We start from the raw sequence: 16,739 nt of genomic DNA, 5'->3' as shown, positions 1-16,739 counted from the left end.
AAGAAAAACTACACCCCGCTGTAGGCTTACACGAAGTCATCCGCACAGGCCTGCCGAGTCGGGCCGTCATACAGGTGCCCCCATGGATTTCAACCCGCTCGACCTTATCCTGCATCTCGATGTGTATCTCGATTTGCTGGTGAACAACTATGGGCCATGGATCTACGCCATCCTGTTTCTGGTGATCTTCTGTGAAACCGGGCTGGTGGTGATGCCGTTCCTGCCGGGCGACTCGCTGCTGTTCATCGCTGGCGCAGTGGCAGCCGGCGGTGGCATGGATCCGGTGCTGCTCGGCGGCCTGCTGATGCTGGCGGCGATCATGGGCGACAGTACCAACTACGTGATCGGACGCACGGCCGGGGAGAAGCTGTTCAGCAACCCGAACTCGAAAATCTTCCGTCGCGACTACCTGCAAAAAACCCACGACTTCTACGACAAGCACGGCGGCAAGACCGTGACCATGGCGCGTTTCCTGCCGATCATCCGCACCTTCGCGCCGTTCGTCGCGGGCGTGGCGCGGATGCCGTACCCGCGTTTCTTCGGCTTCAGCGTGCTCGGCACCATCCTCTGGGTCGGCGGTCTCGTCACTCTGGGTTACTTCTTCGGCAACGTGCCGTTCATCAAGAAAAACCTCTCGCTGCTGGTGGTGGCAATCATCCTGCTGTCGCTGGTACCGATGATCATCGGCGTGGTGCGCAGCCGGTTCGGCGGCACCAAAGTGCAATCGCACTGAACCGATGTGGTCACTGAGCGCTTGGCGACGCCGGCGCCTCCTGACCAGGCACCCGATTGCCGACGACCTGTGGCAACGGGTGCGCCATCAACTCTCCTTCCTCGATGGCATCAGCGCTGCTGAAGACCAGTGGTTGCGCGAGGCCTGCGTGCTGTTTCTCGACGACAAACACCTGACCGCCCTGCCCGGTGTCGAACTGCATCAGGAACAACGCCTGCTGCTCGCCGCCCAAGCACAGTTGCCGCTGCTGCATCTCGGTGATCTGAACTGGTACCAGGGTTTCCACGAGATCGTGCTGTACCCGGATGACTTCCTCAGCCCGCAACGTCATCGCGATGCCAGCGGCGTCGAGCATGAGTGGGACGGCGAACACAGCGGTGAAGCCTGGCAGCAGGGGCCGGTGATTCTCGCCTGGCCCGGCGTACAGGCCAGCGGTGGCTGGGAAGGCTACAACCTGGTGATCCACGAACTGGCGCACAAGCTCGATATGCTCAACGGCGACGCCAACGGCCTGCCGCCACTGCACACCGACATGCGCGTCAGCGACTGGGCTGAAGTGATGCAGGCCGCCTACGACGACCTCAACCGCCAGCTCGACCACGATCCAGACGCCGAAACCGCCATTGATCCCTACGCCGCCGAGAACCCGGCGGAGTTCTTCGCCGTCACCAGCGAATACTTCTTCAGCGCCCCAGATCTGCTCCACGAGGCTTATCCACAGGTCTACTTGCAACTGCAGCTTTTCTACCGGCAGGATCCGTTGGGCAGACTGCGGCAACTTCAGGCCACAGACCCGGTCTATCAGGCGCACGAGTAAGCTCTGCACGACTTCTGGTACGTGGCGTCGGCGTAGGAATGTGCCTATAATCGCCGCCACTTTTTGGTCAATCCGGCCAAGTGTTTTTGGTCAACTACGGGGGCACCGCCCAATGAGCTACAGCAAGATTCCGGCTGGCAAAGACCTGCCGAACGACATCTACGTCGCGATCGAGATCCCGGCCAACCACGCGCCGATCAAATACGAAATCGACAAAGACAGCGATTGCCTGTTCGTTGACCGTTTCATGGCCACCCCAATGTTCTACCCGGCCAACTACGGTTACATCCCGAACACCCTGGCTGACGACGGTGATCCCCTCGACGTGCTGGTCGTGACCCCTTACCCGGTAGCGCCAGGCTCGGTAATCCGCGCGCGTCCAGTCGGCATCCTGAACATGACCGACGACGGCGGCGGCGATGCCAAAGTCATCGCCGTGCCACACGACAAGCTGTCGCAGCTGTACGTCGACGTGAAGGAATACACCGATCTGCCACCCCTGCTGATCCAGCAGATCGAGCACTTCTTCGCGAACTACAAGGATCTCGAGAAGGGCAAGTGGGTCAAGATCGAAGGCTGGGCCGGTGCAGACGCCGCCCGCGAAGCGATCACCAAGTCGGTTGCCGCCTACAAGGGCTAAGCCATTGCGCTTTGCGTGACGCTTGAAAAAAACCCCGGATTTCCGGGGTTTTTTGTTATTGGCGTCTGCATAATCGACTCGGTTGTTCAGGTCGATGTAACTCGAAATACACCTTGGTCGGCCCCCTCTCCCTCCGGGAGAGGGTTGGGGTGAGGGGCTCTTGAAAAAAGCCCGACTAAACAAACCGTTTAAATTCCTACATGCAGTTTTAATCTGTTTAATTTCCCACAAGTACGTCTTACATCCCGTCGCAAAATACAGGCTTTTTTTGAACGCCCGGTTTATTCAAACCGCTCTAGTCCGGCCGTAGACTCCGTGTTTATGAGAAAGAACACTAGCGGTCCACGATTCAAGGCACTCCTGGAAGCAGCGAACATCAGCACCACGGATTTCGCAAGGTTCTGGGGCACGGAAGCCCAAAACGTTCATAACTGGTACACCCGGGGCGTCCCGGCGTATCGCATGGAAGAAGTCTCACGCCTGTTGTCGGTCAATAGTGAATGGCTGAAAACCGGGGAAGGCGTCAAGGAGGTCGCGCGCCTGCACCCACCCGCCAGCAACGGCGACACGTTCGATGCCCAGTCCATCTACGGCGTCTACACCGTCATCAACCCCAGCGACATTGACTTGGCATTTTTCAAGGAAACCCCGATCGCCAACGGCGACGGCAAAACCCACGTCATCCTCGACCCCGACCAATCCCTGCGCCTGCCCCGCGCCCACCTCGATCAACTCGACATCCAGCACGCCAACGCCATCTGCGCGCACATGATCGGCAACAGCATGGCCGATCGCATCGAAGACGGCTCCATCGTCGCCATCGACCGCGGTCTGACCCAGGTCGTCGACGGCGAAATCTACGCCGTAGAGCACGACGGCATGCTGCGCATCAAATACCTGCACCGCATGCCCGGCAATGGCTTGCGCATGCGCAGCCACAACAGCGCCGAATACCCCGACGAGGTCTTCCGGCCGGCGCAGATCGAAGAGCAGCGGATTCACATTCTTGGCTGGGTGTTCTGGTGGTCGACACTGGGCAAGCGCCGGCCGGTGGTGCCGTTTCTATGACAGTTCATTCGAACCTGTGGGAGCGGGCTTGCCCGCGAATAGGCCCTGACAACCGGTACAAATCCCGAGTTTGTAGCGCTTCAGTCGCTCTAAACCGCACTCGAGGCTGGGAATCCAGAGCAAAACTCAGTATCCTGCGCCCCACATTCGCGCATCGACCCGCCCAGCGGCTCGGATGACGCCCGACGCGGCAGACCAACGTCTGACCAAGTCCCACAGCCGGACGCAGATCCGGATGTACGTTTTGAAGGCTGGCGCGGTTTACCAAAAATAAACCAAGCCAGTCCCCGAGAAGCCGGCCACAAGCCGGCTTTTTAATGCCTGCAACAAACCATATCCATTGCTGAAATTGCATTCCAGCTTGTATAGCGCCCAATGCACTGGTTACCGTCCCGCCAAATATCGCAGGAAACACCAAATGCCCAAAACCTCATTCCCCATTGAGGACGCGCTGAAGCGCGCCGCCGAACGAGGCGAGCCGCCTGCCGAAGATAAGTTGGCCAGTGAAGAGGATGACGAACTTGCCGCCATCGTTCACGAGCGCCTCGCCGCTCCTCAGCGAATGCAGGTCAGTCTGGCTGATCTGTAAGCTGTTCGAGCGCCCAGCTACAGTTGCTGAATTTGTCCAACAACATGTTGGACAAATGCCCCTCACGGATAACTGAACGACTTCACCAACGTCAGCTCCCCCGCCGTCCGCATCGGCACTACAAACGTCTCCATCTTCTCGCTCGGCGTCCCTTCTTCAGTAATCACCGTCACCTGCGCCGTGGTCAGCGCCTGCACCGCTTCATCCCCACCTTCGTCATCTCCGCGATACCCGCCGCCGTAATAATTCACATAGACAAGATACTGCCCCTTGATCGGCGCGGGCATGGCGGCGATTTCCGGGCCGTAGCCGGTGGTGACGTCGACGTCGAGGGCGGCGCCGTTGGGTGCGACGCGGTTGCCGTACCAGATGTGGGCGCCATCGGGGGTGATCAGGTGCAGGTCGAGGTCGGTGCCGTCGCTGTCCCAGGCCAGCAGCACGCGCAATTTGGCCGGGGTGGCGCCGCCGCGGGCGTTGAGGAATTGCGTGCGGTGGCGTTGCTGGCCGTCGGCGCTGCGCACTTCGACGCTGTTGCTGCCGTTGGGGAAGGAGAACGGGCGATCGAAGCCGCCGGCGGGGTCGATTTTCAGCGGCATGCTGACGCCGTTGACGATCAGGCGGCCGGGTTCGTTGTTCTTCGGCACGGCTTTGATCTGGCCGCTGATTCTGGCGGTATTGGCCTGGCCAAGCGGTGTGTTGACCGACGAGGCCGGGTAGTTGACGGTCTGGCGAAAGCTCTCGCCCTCGCCTTGCGGAGCGCCGCTGCGCCAGCCGCCCACCGGGGTGTCGAGTTTGACGCCATCGGCGGCGAACGCTTGCGGCAGTACGTTGAGGGCACAGAGCAGCAGCAAGACCTGTGGATAACGGAGTGTCATGGTCTATTCCAGCAAAAGGTGACGGGCGAGCCCTTCGATGTAGGTTTCATCCTGGCCGTTGGGGTGTGCTTCGAAGGCCAGGTGCAGATATTCGTGGGTCAGATCGAGGCGATCCTGCAGGGTCAGTACGCCGCGCACGTAAATGCGCTGGCGTTCGCGGTCGACGAAGGGTCGGCCGAAGGCGAGTTTGCATACGGCGAAAGTGCTGACTTCGTTGTAGCCGGTTTCGCTTTCAAGCCTCGGACGCCAGCCGCGTCGCTGCTTTTGCAGCCAGTCTTGCGCGGCGGGCAATGCTTCGCAGGAAGCGACCGGGTTGTCCCAACGGCTGAGGCTGGCGCGTGGATAGGCGTGCAGCAGAATCGCGTCGAAACGTTGGCCGGCGTTCGCTTGCTCGACGGCTTGCTGCCAGGCGAGTTTGTCCGGGCCGGGCTGGTCGGAGTGATAGGTGACGGTGCTGCCGGCCAGTACCAGGTCCGCCGTCCACGCCGCGATGTTGCGTGACTCGGCCGAGGCTGGACGCGGGGCGACGCGCTGGCGATTGCTGCTGTCGTCGATGCTCAGGCAGTCGCCGTTGCGCGTGGCGTTTTGCAGCAGATAAGTGCGGATCGCTACGGCCAGCGCCTTGGCGGCTTCGGCGGGTTGCGGTTTGGCTTCGCGTTCGAGAACGCGAGCGACATATTCTTCGCGATCAAGTCTTGCGACGAGTTTGTCGTTGAGCAGAAACAGTTCGCCATCGCTGTGGATGTCCAGCGCATTGCCGTTGGCGAATTCGACGCGGTAGTCGCCGCGCAATGGCCCGGACGTGGCGACACGGTCCCCGACCAGAACCTTCGAAACCGGATATTTCGAAAACAGCCCGACTTCCACACAACGCCCCGTGTCCGCTGGCCACGCCGTCGGCAACACGCTGGCCAGCGCCTGACCGTAGTGACGCAGAACCATTTGACTGGTACCGCGCCCACCCGCCCAGATCGGTGCGCCGTCGGCGCTCCAGCCGGCGAATCCACCTTGCCGCGATTGTGCATCCTGGTCGCCGAGCCAGCTCCAGGTCTTCACCCGCAGGCGTCCGCCCAACTCGCCGACAACATTGCCGTCCGCCGCGTTCAGCACGACATCGAGCAGCACGCGGCGCATCTGTTCCTGCGCTGGCAGCAACGCCAGAACGCTCAATAACTCGGCAACCGAAACCCTTGTTGCCGGTTGCACGGCTGGCAAATCCAGCAACCACGACGGCGCTTGCCGCGCCTGCCAATACGCTCGCCAATCCGTCGCTGCAATGCCCAACCGCGCCGGTTCGAAATACAGACCGCAGGATTTCACCAGCGCCTGATCCCGCTCTATCCTGCCGCCCGCCGAGCAGCAATAAACTTCTTCTTTGGACTGCCCGCGACATTCATACGCCGGTTCCTGTGCACCGGTATCCACCAGCCACGCGTAGACGAACAACTTCCACAGACTGCCCAGCGGCGCATCCAGCGACGCTGGCAACGGTTCGCGCTTGGTCAGTTGCGTCTGACTCAACGACAACAAGTCGCCCTGATAGGCCACGCGCAACGGCTCGTCCTGCGCTGTCGCCAGCGCAGGCATCACACCCATCAGCAGCCACAACAGCGGCCGGCGCATGTCAGTTGACCGTGACCTGACCGAGGGCGGCTTTCGCCTCCTGGGCCTGATGCTGCGGTGCATACACTTGCTTGAAGCGTACCGGCGGCAGGTTGAACTGGCCCTTCTGCGAGAAGCGCACCAGATGACGCAGGCGCAACTCACCACTCAGCGCGTCGACCGGCACCGCGTATGCCAGTTGTCCCGGTTCGAAACGCGCCTTCTCCAGCGCGGTCGGTTCGGTGCCGTCCTTGCCCTGCAACTTGATGCCCCACGTCGTGCGCTCGACATCCGCGCCCGGTGGCAGCGGCACTTCAAGCATGCCGTAGCGCAGCGGTTTCGCTGCCTTGCTGGTGAGGATCACCTCGTCCAGGTACAGGCTGTCGCTGGACAACGGTTTAGTGCCGACCGGCTCGAGTTTGTAGGTGAACGCTTCGTCGCCCGGCACCAGCCGCGACAGGCGCCGGGTGATGGTCACGGCCATCGGATCGCCCTGCGGCTGTTGAGTCTGGAAGCTCAGCGCCGCACGCAGCGGCCGCTCTTGCGTGCCGGACACGCTCAGCACGCTCGGCAGCGGCGTCGCACCTTGCCATGTCCAGTACATCTCGCCGCTGGCGCCGTAGTTTTTCTTCCAGCCCTCACCCGGCATCAGCGCGATGGTCGGCGAAGCCTGAGCGATGCTGCGTTGCAGCCAGGTCAGCGCCAGTGCACGTTCCAGCGTCGATTGCTGCGGCAACAGGCGTTGCAACAACGCCGTCGCACGGGCCTGATCAAACGGTTGCAGCGACAGGTTCAGTGCTTCGACGAAGGGCTGCGAGCTGACCGCCAGACGTTGTTGCGCTGCGCCCAGTTGACGATTGAATGCCTCCGGCAAAGCAACTTTCACCTGCGAGGCCAACGATGCAGTGAGTACCCGTGCCGTCGCCAGACCAAGTGCCGAATCCGGGTCGTTCATCACCAGACTGTCCTGGCCGTCGTCGAGCAAGGTTTCGGCAGCGCCTTCACCGGCCTTGGCCAGATCGTCGATCAAACCGCTGAGCAGCGTGTTCACTGGCAGCTGCATCTGTTTGGCGAACGACAGAATCAGCGCCCGTTGCAGCAATGGCGTATTCGGCGCTTGCTTGGCATAAACCTCCAGCACCCGCTGCCAGTGGTCCGGCGGCAGGGTCAGGTCGAGTACGCGGCTGGCGTTCCAGTCGGCGTAATAGGCATAGGCGGTGAGAAATGCATCCGGCTCGCCGTCGTAGCCCCACCAGGTGAAGCTCGCCGACGGCCCGGCCATTTGCACCAGGCGCAGGCGGCTGTTCTGCATGATCAGGCGCAAGCGATCGCGAATCTGCGGATTCGAGGCCAGCGATGGATAAGCGATGCTTAGCGGCAGCAAGCGACTGGCCGTCTGCTCGACGCCGCCGTACGGGTAGCCGAGCAGATCATCGAGGGCGGAACGGAACAGCGCTTGCGGACTGTCATCCAGACGCAGGCGGATATCCGTGGCATCCGCCGGCAAACTCAACGGCGTATCGCCGCTGACCACGTCGAGGCTTTGGGTCTGGGTGACCTGCCAGCCTTCACCGGTGGCACTCAAGCGCACAGCCAGGGCATCGGCGACTTTGCCATCCTGCACCAGCTCCGCCGTCCACTCGCCAGAGGCCAAAGCGAACGCCGGCAGTGGCAGGTAATTGATGCCGCTGTTCAGAGTCACCGGCAGACGTTGTTCGCTACCGGCATAGTGAGTCACCAGTTCCGCCTTGACCGGTTTCTCCGCCTGACTGAAAGCGAACACACCCAGTTGCGGCTGATCGCCCTTGCGGAATCTGCTCGGCCCGCTCCACTTCAGGTACAGCGGTTTTTCCGAACGGACAAACTGCTTCTTCTGCCCGACCTGACCGTCATCGGCAATCGCCCGCGCGGTGATGCGCCAGCGGGTCAGCGAGTCCGGCATCTTGAAGGTGAAGCGGGTTTTGCCGTCGGCGCCAGTCAACAACTCCGGCTGCCATGCAGCGGTGTCGACGTCTTCACGGCGCGGACGCTCAAGCACTTTCACGCCGCGCTCGCTGCGATTGGCCTTGCCCGGTGCGCCGGGGCTGCCCGGCAAGGCCACGTCGTAGCTGATGAACGACAGGCTGGCACTGGTGCGCACGTTGTTGCGCCGTGGGTGATAGAAGAACTGGTCGATGGTCGGCGCGACTTCCGGTTGCAGCGCGTAGACCATTTCGTCGACCACGCTGACCGTCAGATGCGCCGGAACCGCTTTGCCGGCGAACTGAGTGGTCAGGTCGACCGTGACCGTATCGCCCGGCAGATACACCGCTTTGTCGGTGCTGATCGCCACGTCGATTTGCGGCGCGACCACTTTGATCCCGGCGTTCTGGAAGCTGTACTGACCGCCCTTGGTGTAGAGCACGGAGAAGGTCAGGTTCGGCGCGAAGTTATCCTTCACCGCAATGCGCGCGCGGTATTGGGTGTCGCTGAGTTTTTCCAGCGTCAACCAGTCAGCGCCCTTGGCCAGCAGCGCAGTGGCCTCGACCTTGTCGCGCTCCAGCGACAGCAGTGCATCGCTGACCGGCTCAGGGAAGGTGATCAGCGCCAGCGCTTCTTCGCCCGCCTTGTACTCGGGCTTGTCGAGGACGATTTCCACGGTACCCGGCACCGCTTTCACGCCGTCGCCGGTGACCGAATGGCCGGTGGCGCCGAGGACGCGACCGTGTTGATCCTTCAGCGTCAGGTTGTAGGTGCCCGGACGTTCGAAGGCGAGGCTGAAGCCTTTGTCTGTTGCGGCGAGTTTGCCTTCGCCGGTGCTCTGATCTTCCAGGCGCACCCAGGCGTAGCTGCTCGGCGTTACGGCTTTGCTTTGTTCGGTGCCACCCTCATTCGCGTAGCTGAAGACAACCTTGTCGCCGACCGCGCTGAACCGCTGCGGCGCGCTCAAGCGGAAGCTCGCCGCACCACGGTCGATGAGGATTTCCTTGGTGGTCTTGACCCGATAAGCCGCGCCGTCGCTGGCAAACACAGTGAGCATGTAGCGGCTTGGCTTGTCGGCGGCTGGCAGATCGAGGGTCGCGTTGCCCTTGCTGTCGGTGGTCAGTTCAGTGCTGGTCAATTCCACCGGGAATTGCCCGAGGTATTGCAGCTCGTTGTCGACCATCGACAGTTGCTGGGCGCGCAGGCTCAGGCTCAATTTGGCGTTGGCCACCGGTTTGCCGTCTGGGTAGAGCAACACCAGACTGCCTTTCACCGGCTCACCGGTACGGTAATCCTGCTTGGCCAGATTCAGCGAGATTTCGAAGTGCGGCTTGATGTATTCAGCCACACGGAAAGCACTGCTGTAGGCCTGCTCCTTGTAGTTGAAACGGATCTCGTAACCACCGGCCACGGCGTTATCCGGCAACTGGAAACGGCCCTGGGTACCGGCCTTGGAATCCAGTTTCAGATCGAGGGTTTGCAACTCGGTCCCCGTGGCATCAAGCACGCTGACACTGACATCCGCCGCACCCGGCAACACCGAATCACGGGCATTCTTGAACTCGCGACCGACGATTTTCAACGACACCCAATCGCCCGGACGATACAGCGGCCGGTCGGTGAAGGCATAGAGTTTGGTGTCGTAGATTTCGCTGTCGTAATAGAAGTTTTCCGAGACGAACACGCCGCCCTCTTCGTCCTCGCCGATGACGAACGAGCGCTCCGGGCTGACGTGTTTCAGGCGCAGCAAACCGTCGGCATCGGTAGCACCGCTGCTCATCACGCCGAGGCCATCGGTCCATAGCACGTTGACCTTCGGCACCGAACTGCCTTCGTGTTTGCGCGCGGCCCAGACCAGCAGTTCATCGCCGGCAATCTTGCTCACCGCGACGGTGTTGGAGACGAAAACCATGGTGGTCGCGCGGTACTTGCCGATCAGCGCTTCAACCAGATACAGCCCCGGTTTCAGGTTACCCAGCGGGATGTAGACGTTGCCCGGCGCGACGCTGACGAAGTCGCTGGACGAGCCGGCCAGATTAACCCCGGCCGGCGGCTGGATAGGCTTGGCCTGCCACAGCGGATAACGGAACTGGCTGACCACCGGCAGACCCGGGATCAGCGCGAATTGCGGCTGCGCGTCGTACGGCGTCGGCGCGGCCATGGCCTCGCCCATTTTCAGCTCCGGCACTTCTTCGGTGACCTGCTTGCGCGACTCGTAGGAGAACGCACGCTGCATCACCCGGCGGGATTTGCGATACCAGTTGTCCCACAGATACGCGAGGGTGTTGGACAGGCTTTCGCCCTTGAACTGGCCGTCGCTGACGACGCGATGCAGGTTCTTCTGGCGCTTGAGGAAATCCAGCGGCTTGTCGATGCGATACACGCGAATGTCGGCGCCGCCGTACGGCTCCATGCGAAAGCGCCGGTAGTCACGACCCGGGGCTTCGAGGCGGACCATCGCCGGTTCGTCGCTGGCAAAACTGCTATCGGCGAGCAAGAAAAAACTCTCACCGGCCACCGGCGTGTAATTGCTCGGCTCCACCGAGTCTTCGGCGTTGACGCAGGTAAACGGCAGCAACAACGCCAACAGCAAGGAAATTCGCGAACAGATACGCAACATGCGAGCACCGGTCATTGGGAGAGAAAGTTCAGTCGATAGACGCCGATGAAGTTGGGGTTGGCTGCGTCGGGTATCCATCGGGTGTCCTTCCATGTCATGAGTTGCTGCAGGCTTGCCGAACGCATGCCGTTGTCAGTGGGGGTGGTGGTGCCGGTGTGATAGGCGATGTAGCGGCCCATCCAGATCATCAGGTGCTGGTCGTCGCCCTGATCGAAAAACATCAGGTCACCGGGCCGCGCCTGCGACACATCGCGGCCGACCAGATGGCTGTTGAACTGAATCAGTTTGATCGCGTTGACGTACGGCCCGACCTTGCCGCCGCCCTGCTGCCACTGTTGCGCGAGCTTGCGTTGCTCGTCGCTCAGCGCCAGTTCCGGCGGCAGATAGCGATTGGACAGACCATTGCTGCGCAGCCATTTGTCGTCATGGACTTTCAGCGCTTCGTTGGCGGCAAAGCGCACCAGCCCGGCGCAGTCCTGCTGATACCAGCGCGGGCTCGGGCCTTGGCTGAGCTGCTCTTGAGCGATGCGCACAAACCAGGCGCGGAATACCTGGGATTGCGCCGGGTCGAGCGCTGGAGCTTCAACCGCACGGGCGCCTGCGCTCAGCAGCAACGCAAGCAAGCCGAGGCTGCGGATCAGTGCGCTCACAGCGCTTTCCATTCCAGCGGCAGCCATTGCCAGTGGCCGTCAGGCTCGCTGCCTTCAGGCAGGGTCAGGGCATATTTGCCGTAGCCCCCGAGGGTGCGCAGTTTCGGCATCAGGTAGGTTTGCGCAGCGTTATAAAACACCGGTTCCATGTCCTGCGGCAGGCTGTCGAGGGTTTCGCGCTGCATCAGTTGCGCCATCGCATCCGGGCCGAAGTAGATCGGCATCAATACGTCTTTTGGCAGCACGTCGGCCATCGGCGGGAAGCGCTTGTCGAGGGTGCCGAGGGCTTTATCGACGAGTTTGTCGTCGAGGGAGAACAGCAGCGTCGAGCCATGACGGGCGAGGCTGACTTTCATGAACGCCTTGCCGGAAATCGCCTCCGGGTTTTCAGCGGTCTTCGCCGCGTACGGACCGAAACTGGAACTGACCTGACGCTGCCAGACGTGGCTCTGGCCTTCCTGCTTGTCGATCACCGGGAATACGCTTTCGGCGACATTCGCTTCGAACGCGCCGACCATCGAGCCGAACAGTTTGCCCAGATCACCGTCAAGCTTGCTGCTGTCCTCGTCTTTTAGGCTGGCGACCAGCAGCGGTGTGTACAACCGCGAATCGGCGTACCAGCACAGGCCGGCCGCGCCAGCGACGTGTTCGGTCAGCGTTTGCGCAACAGCTTCATCGGCACCGAGTTTGATCAATATCGGTTTCTGCGGCTCGGCCGCCACCGGCAGGGTCACGCAAGCGCTCGCCCCCAACGGCATCGCCTGCCAGACCGGTTTGAAATCGAAGTCCGGCTGGTTTTCCAGTTCATCCATGGCCAGATAGCTGTGCCAGCCCTTGTCGTCCATGTCGAAACGCAGGCCGGCGAAATTCGGGATGAAGCGCTGATAGCCCATGGCGAGCACGCTGGAATTGACCGACAGACGCTGCTTGGTTTCCGGGCTTTTCGCCGGCAAGCCGAACGCTTCCGGAAACAGTTTTTCACCGTTGAGCAACGCTGCCAGCGCTTGCGCGGAAACGCGGCCCGACTCTTCCGAGACGCCGCTCTCGGAGTCGTAGTACTTGGCTGGATTGGACAGCACCACCAGTTTGTCGCCGCGCGACGCGAACAGCAGTGATTTGCTGGCGTTGTAGCTGAGTTGATACAGCGGCACGTCATCGCCGCCGACTTTGAGAGTGCCGAAGATGCTGAGCTGAGTGTCATCCAGCGCCACTTTCGCCAACGGCTCGAGCAGCTTGGCCAATCCGCCGCGATCCATCACCAGCAGGAAATCCTTCAAGCGGCCATCGGCGCCACGCCACAGCGCAACATCGGCCGGTTGATCGAAAAGCTGCTCGATCAGGCTGTCCTGCAACTTCAGGTCATGCTCGTAGATGATCCGCCGCAGGCTGCCGATCAGGCCGAGGCGGTCGGCGTGAGTTTCGTAATAGAAGACGAAATCCTCGGTGAGCGTGGCCTTGAGAAACGGCACCGTCAGGAGGTCCTTGGGCAACTGGCTCAGCGAGCGAGTTTCGAGCAAGGCGTCTGGACGGCCGAGGCCGAGCTTGTCACTGGCAAGTGTCGCCGGCGGCGCTTTGGGCTTGAGCAGCAGCCAGCCGAAACCGCCCGCCACACCGGCCACCAGGCACAGGCCGAGCACGACCAGCGGCCAGCGCCGCGAAGGTTTGGCCGCCGGTGTCGCGGCAGCTGGAGTCACAGTGTTATCGCTCATGTTCACAACATCCGAGTTCATCCGTGGCGGGATGCTTAATAGTTGAAAGTCTTGACCAGCAACAAATCACCGATCGCCCGCAGGGGCACGATGAAGGTTTCGCGTTTTTCGTCGACGGTGTTTTCGTTGAGCACCAGGGTGATCTGTGAGGTGATCACCTCGTTCTGATTACCGGTTTCCTCGAAGTTATAGCCACCATCGCCGTAGTTGCCCCAATAGTTGACGTAGACCAGATACGTGCCGTGCAGCGGCGCGGTCATGGTGAACATTTCCGGGCCGGGGCCGTCGACACCATCCGGGTCGAGGCCGCCGCCATTGCTCAGCGCCGGCCGTGCCCAAAAGGCATGCTGACCGTCGGGGGTGACAATATGCAGATCCAGCTCGGCTTTCGGGTCGTCCCATCCCAAGACAAGACGAATCTTCGCCGGCGTGCGCAGATTATTTGCTTCATAAAATTGCACGCGCTTGAGCGACTGGCCCTCGGCGCTGATCACTTCAACGCTGTTGGAGCCGGCGCCGAAGGCGTAAGGCCGGGCAAAACGCCCCTGATCGTCGGTGTACAGATTCAATGGATTGCCGTTGACGGCGAGGCTGTGCGGCGGACGCATGCGGCCGAGGGCTTTGAGCTGGCCCTGGATCATCGTGCGATTGCGCTGGATGCCGCGATCGATCGGCGGCGTCGGGTAGGCGACCTGCGGATTTTCCGAACGATCGAGCAGGCCGTGATAACGCCAGCCGCCGACCGGCTCGGACAACTGCGCAGTCGGCGCGGCCCACAGCGCAGGCGCGCAGGCGAGGCCGATCAGCAGCAAAAGAAATGAACGCATGTGACGCCTCCTGCCATGCCTTGAACGAAACCTTGCACCCGATCCTCGGTACTTCACAGCGGTGAACTGCGTTTCGTCTGAATACCCCGCAACTGTCGGGGCCGTAGAAGCCGCGAAGAGTAGCGATTCGGCAGTTTTTTAACAATCGGATACATGTGTGATTGCTGTAGGAATCGCGCCATCCGGGTAGACGATGAGCCGAATAGCCGGCATATTCGGCTCACCAAATGAGCCGAATAGCGTTTTTATTCGGCTCACGCTTCCATGACAGGTGATCAATGACCGCACATTGGATCTGGCAACAGCCCGATTGGCCCGACTTCAACTGGCAAGCAGAGCGCCTCGCCCCGCTGCTGCGCGAGTGCGTGCAGACGCAGGGCCGACTCTTGGGAATGGCCGGCTCAGTGGGCGATTCGATGAGCGCACAGAGCGAGCTCGATGCGTTGCTTCAGAACATCGTCACCTCCTCCGCCATCGAAGGTGAGCAACTGAATGTCGGCTCCGTGCGTTCTTCTCTGGCCCGGCGCCTGGGTCTGGAATGGATTGATCGCGATAGCGTCAGCCAGCGTAGCGAGGGCTTGGCGCAATTGATGCTCGATGCCACCCATGGCTTCGACGAGCCGCTGACCCTGGCCCGATTGCTGGAATGGCACACCTGGCTTTTCCCCGCCGAGGAAGCGATGTCCAGCGCACGGCCAATACTCGTCGGTACCTTGCGCGGCGACGAACCGATGCAGGTGGTGTCCGGTCGGCTCGACCGGCCAACGGTTCACTTTGAGGCGCCACCGCGCCAAGGGCTGGAACAGCAAATTGAGCGTTTCTTGAGCTGGTTCGAAGCCAGCCGCGATCAGGTTTCGCTGGATCCGCTGTTACGCGCAGGCATCGCGCATTTCTGGTTTGTCACTCTGCACCCTTTCGACGACGGCAACGGTCGTCTGACCCGCACAATCACCGATCTGGCGCTGGCGCAAGGCGAAGCGCAGGCGATCCGCTTCTACGCGATGTCCGCAAGCATTCTCGAGGATCGCGCCGGTTATTACCGGATTCTGGAGTCGAGCCAAAAGGCCACGCTCGATATCACCGAATGGCTGACCTGGTTTTTGCAGACACTGCTGCGCAGCCTGCAGCAAGCCATCACCCGGATAGATTCGGTGTTGGGCAAGACTCGCTTCTGGCAGGCGCACCGCGAATCCGACCTTTCAGCGGAGCAGATCAAAGTGCTCAATCGCTTGCTCGATGGCGGTGAGCGCGGTTTCGAACAGGGCCTCAGCGCAGGGCAATATCAAGCGGTTGCGAAAGTTTCCAAAGCCACCGCAACGCGGCATCTGGCGGAGTTGCTGGACAAGGGCTGCCTGCAACGCCTGCCGGGCGGCGGACGCAGTACGCGTTACAAAATCAACTATCCGGATTGACTCGCCGACCGTTATGGAGGGGCCTAGCGACGGCCCGCTCATTTGCCCATACCCCCCCTATCTGCTAGTGTCGCGCCGGTTTAACGTCTACCGGAAATTGCCGCCATGGCCCGCAAAAAAGCTGCACTGGATTTCGAACAATCCCTCGCCGACCTGCAAACACTGGTCGAGCGTCTGGAGAACGGTGAATTGTCGCTGGAAGACTCGCTGACCGCTTTCGAGCAGGGCATCGGCCTGACCCGTGACTGCCAGGCGGCGCTGGCCCAGGCCGAGCAGAAAGTGCAGGTGCTGCTGGAGCGCGATGGCGAGCTCGCCGAGGAACCCTTCGACGCGGATGAGCCAGAATGATCGCGGCGTATTCGGCGAGCAGTCAGGCCCGGGTCAACGCGGCGCTGGAGACGCTGTTCAACGCGCCGCTGCCGGAACTGGCGCGGCTCTACGAAGCGATGCGCTACAGCGTGATGAACGGCGGCAAACGCGTGCGTCCGTTGCTGGCTTACGCGGCGTGCGAAGCCCTCGGTGGCCAGGCTGAACAGGCCAGCGGCGCGGCCTGTGCGGTCGAGTTGATCCACGCCTACTCGCTGGTGCATGACGATTTGCCGGCGATGGACGATGACGATCTGCGTCGCGGCCAGCCGACGACCCACAAGAAATTCGACGAAGCCTGCGCGATCCTCGCCGGTGACGGCTTGCAGAGCCTGGCCTTCAGCGCCCTGCTCGATCCGCGCCTGAGCGATTGCAGCAGCGACATCCGTCTGCAGATGGTCACGGCGCTGGCCCATGCAGCCGGTCCGGCGGGCATGGTCGGTGGTCAGGCCATCGATCTGGGTTCGGTCGGTCTCAAGCTCGATCAAACAGCCCTCGAACAAATGCACCGGCACAAGACCGGCGCGCTGATTGAAGTCAGCGTCAGGCTCGGCGCCCTGGCCAGCGGCCGCGCCCAGCCTGATCAGCTTCAGGCGTTGCAGACTTATGCACAGGCCATCGGCCTGGCCTTTCAGGTGCAGGACGACATCCTCGACGTGGAAAGCGATACCGCGACCCTCGGCAAACGCCAGGGCGCCGATATCGCCCGCGACAAGCCGACCTACCCGGCCCTGCTCGGCCTCGACGCCGCCAAGGCCTACGCTCTGGAACTGCGCGATCAGGCTCTGCAGGCGCTGCGACCGTTTGACGCGGCCGCCGAGCCGTTGCGCGAGCTGGCGCGGTATATCGTCGAGCGACGCAACTGACGG

At 61.7% G+C, this 16,739-nt stretch carries 14 protein-coding genes; 8 read left to right on the top strand and 6 right to left on the bottom strand.

Translation table 11 applies throughout. The features are described from left to right. The first annotated feature begins 82 nt into the window (after positions 1–82). The 5 genes from D8U82_RS17375 to D8U82_RS28150 all read left to right on the top strand — a co-directional run bounded on the left by D8U82_RS17375 (position 83) and on the right by D8U82_RS28150 (position 3,847). A complete protein-coding gene (locus D8U82_RS17375; RefSeq protein ID WP_016773001.1) occupies positions 83–733 on the top strand; it encodes a DedA family protein in 651 nt (216 codons plus the stop codon). 4 nt (positions 734–737) lie between these two features. Continuing rightward, positions 738–1,550, top strand: a complete 813-nt coding sequence (locus D8U82_RS17370) for a zinc-dependent peptidase (RefSeq protein WP_130902612.1) — start codon at positions 738–740, stop codon at positions 1,548–1,550. Positions 1,551–1,662: 112 nt separating this feature from the next. After that, positions 1,663–2,190 carry an inorganic diphosphatase gene (gene ppa / locus D8U82_RS17365; RefSeq protein ID WP_003205933.1) on the top strand — a complete coding sequence of 176 codons (528 nt, stop codon included), beginning with the start codon at positions 1,663–1,665 and terminating at the stop codon, positions 2,188–2,190. A gap of 321 nt (positions 2,191–2,511) precedes the next feature. Further along, positions 2,512–3,258 carry a S24 family peptidase gene (locus D8U82_RS17360; protein ID WP_038860948.1) on the top strand — a complete coding sequence of 249 codons (747 nt, stop codon included), beginning with the start codon at positions 2,512–2,514 and terminating at the stop codon, positions 3,256–3,258. Positions 3,259–3,676: 418 nt separating this feature from the next. Next, the gene (locus D8U82_RS28150; RefSeq protein ID WP_016772997.1) at positions 3,677–3,847 is read left to right on the top strand and encodes a hypothetical protein; all 171 of its coding nucleotides are present in this window, start codon (positions 3,677–3,679) and stop codon (positions 3,845–3,847) included. Positions 3,848–3,909: 62 nt separating this feature from the next. Here D8U82_RS28150 and D8U82_RS17355 read toward each other — a convergent pair whose 3' ends face one another. From D8U82_RS17355 to D8U82_RS17330, 6 genes are read right to left on the bottom strand one after another with little or no spacing between them, the layout of a single operon-like run. Beyond that, positions 3,910–4,722 carry a DUF2135 domain-containing protein gene (locus D8U82_RS17355; protein ID WP_130902611.1) on the bottom strand — a complete coding sequence of 271 codons (813 nt, stop codon included), beginning with the start codon at positions 4,720–4,722 and terminating at the stop codon, positions 3,910–3,912. 3 nt (positions 4,723–4,725) lie between these two features. After that, positions 4,726–6,345: a DUF2300 domain-containing protein gene (locus D8U82_RS17350; RefSeq protein ID WP_130902610.1), complete on the bottom strand. Its 1,620-nt coding sequence runs from the start codon at positions 6,343–6,345 to the stop codon at positions 4,726–4,728. A gap of 1 nt (position 6,346) precedes the next feature. Beyond that, the gene (locus D8U82_RS17345; protein WP_125925923.1) at positions 6,347–10,921 is read right to left on the bottom strand and encodes an alpha-2-macroglobulin; all 4,575 of its coding nucleotides are present in this window, start codon (positions 10,919–10,921) and stop codon (positions 6,347–6,349) included. Further along, positions 10,918–11,568, bottom strand: a complete 651-nt coding sequence (locus tag D8U82_RS17340; protein ID WP_038860946.1) for a DUF1175 family protein — start codon at positions 11,566–11,568, stop codon at positions 10,918–10,920. Before D8U82_RS17340 ends, D8U82_RS17345 begins: the two co-directional genes overlap by 4 nt. Beyond that, positions 11,553–13,265, bottom strand: coding sequence for a DUF2138 domain-containing protein (locus D8U82_RS17335; protein ID WP_130902609.1), 1,713 nt, complete (start codon positions 13,263–13,265; stop codon positions 11,553–11,555). Before D8U82_RS17335 ends, D8U82_RS17340 begins: the two co-directional genes overlap by 16 nt. A 35-nt stretch (positions 13,266–13,300) precedes the next feature. Then, positions 13,301–14,092, bottom strand: a complete 792-nt coding sequence (locus D8U82_RS17330; RefSeq protein ID WP_130902608.1) for a DUF2135 domain-containing protein — start codon at positions 14,090–14,092, stop codon at positions 13,301–13,303. Between the two features lie 278 nt (positions 14,093–14,370). Here D8U82_RS17330 and D8U82_RS17325 point away from each other — a divergent pair, with 278 nt between their 5' ends. The 3 genes from D8U82_RS17325 (at position 14,371) to ispA (ending at position 16,736) form a co-directional block, all read left to right on the top strand. Continuing rightward, a complete protein-coding gene (locus D8U82_RS17325) occupies positions 14,371–15,504 on the top strand; it encodes a Fic family protein (RefSeq protein ID WP_130902607.1) in 1,134 nt (377 codons plus the stop codon). Between the two features lie 105 nt (positions 15,505–15,609). After that, positions 15,610–15,852, top strand: a complete 243-nt coding sequence (locus D8U82_RS17320) for an exodeoxyribonuclease VII small subunit (protein ID WP_016772991.1) — start codon at positions 15,610–15,612, stop codon at positions 15,850–15,852. Next, a complete protein-coding gene (gene ispA / locus D8U82_RS17315) occupies positions 15,849–16,736 on the top strand; it encodes a (2E,6E)-farnesyl diphosphate synthase (RefSeq protein ID WP_125925919.1) in 888 nt (295 codons plus the stop codon). Before D8U82_RS17320 ends, ispA begins: the two co-directional genes overlap by 4 nt. The last annotated feature ends 3 nt before the right edge of the window (positions 16,737–16,739 follow it).

The organism is Pseudomonas sp. Sample_23, from assembly GCF_004307595.1.
Lineage (GTDB): Bacteria > Pseudomonadota > Gammaproteobacteria > Pseudomonadales > Pseudomonadaceae > Aquipseudomonas > Aquipseudomonas atacamensis.
Note: the sequence above shows the minus strand (reverse complement) of the source record. Positions and strands in the feature narration are given on the sequence as shown.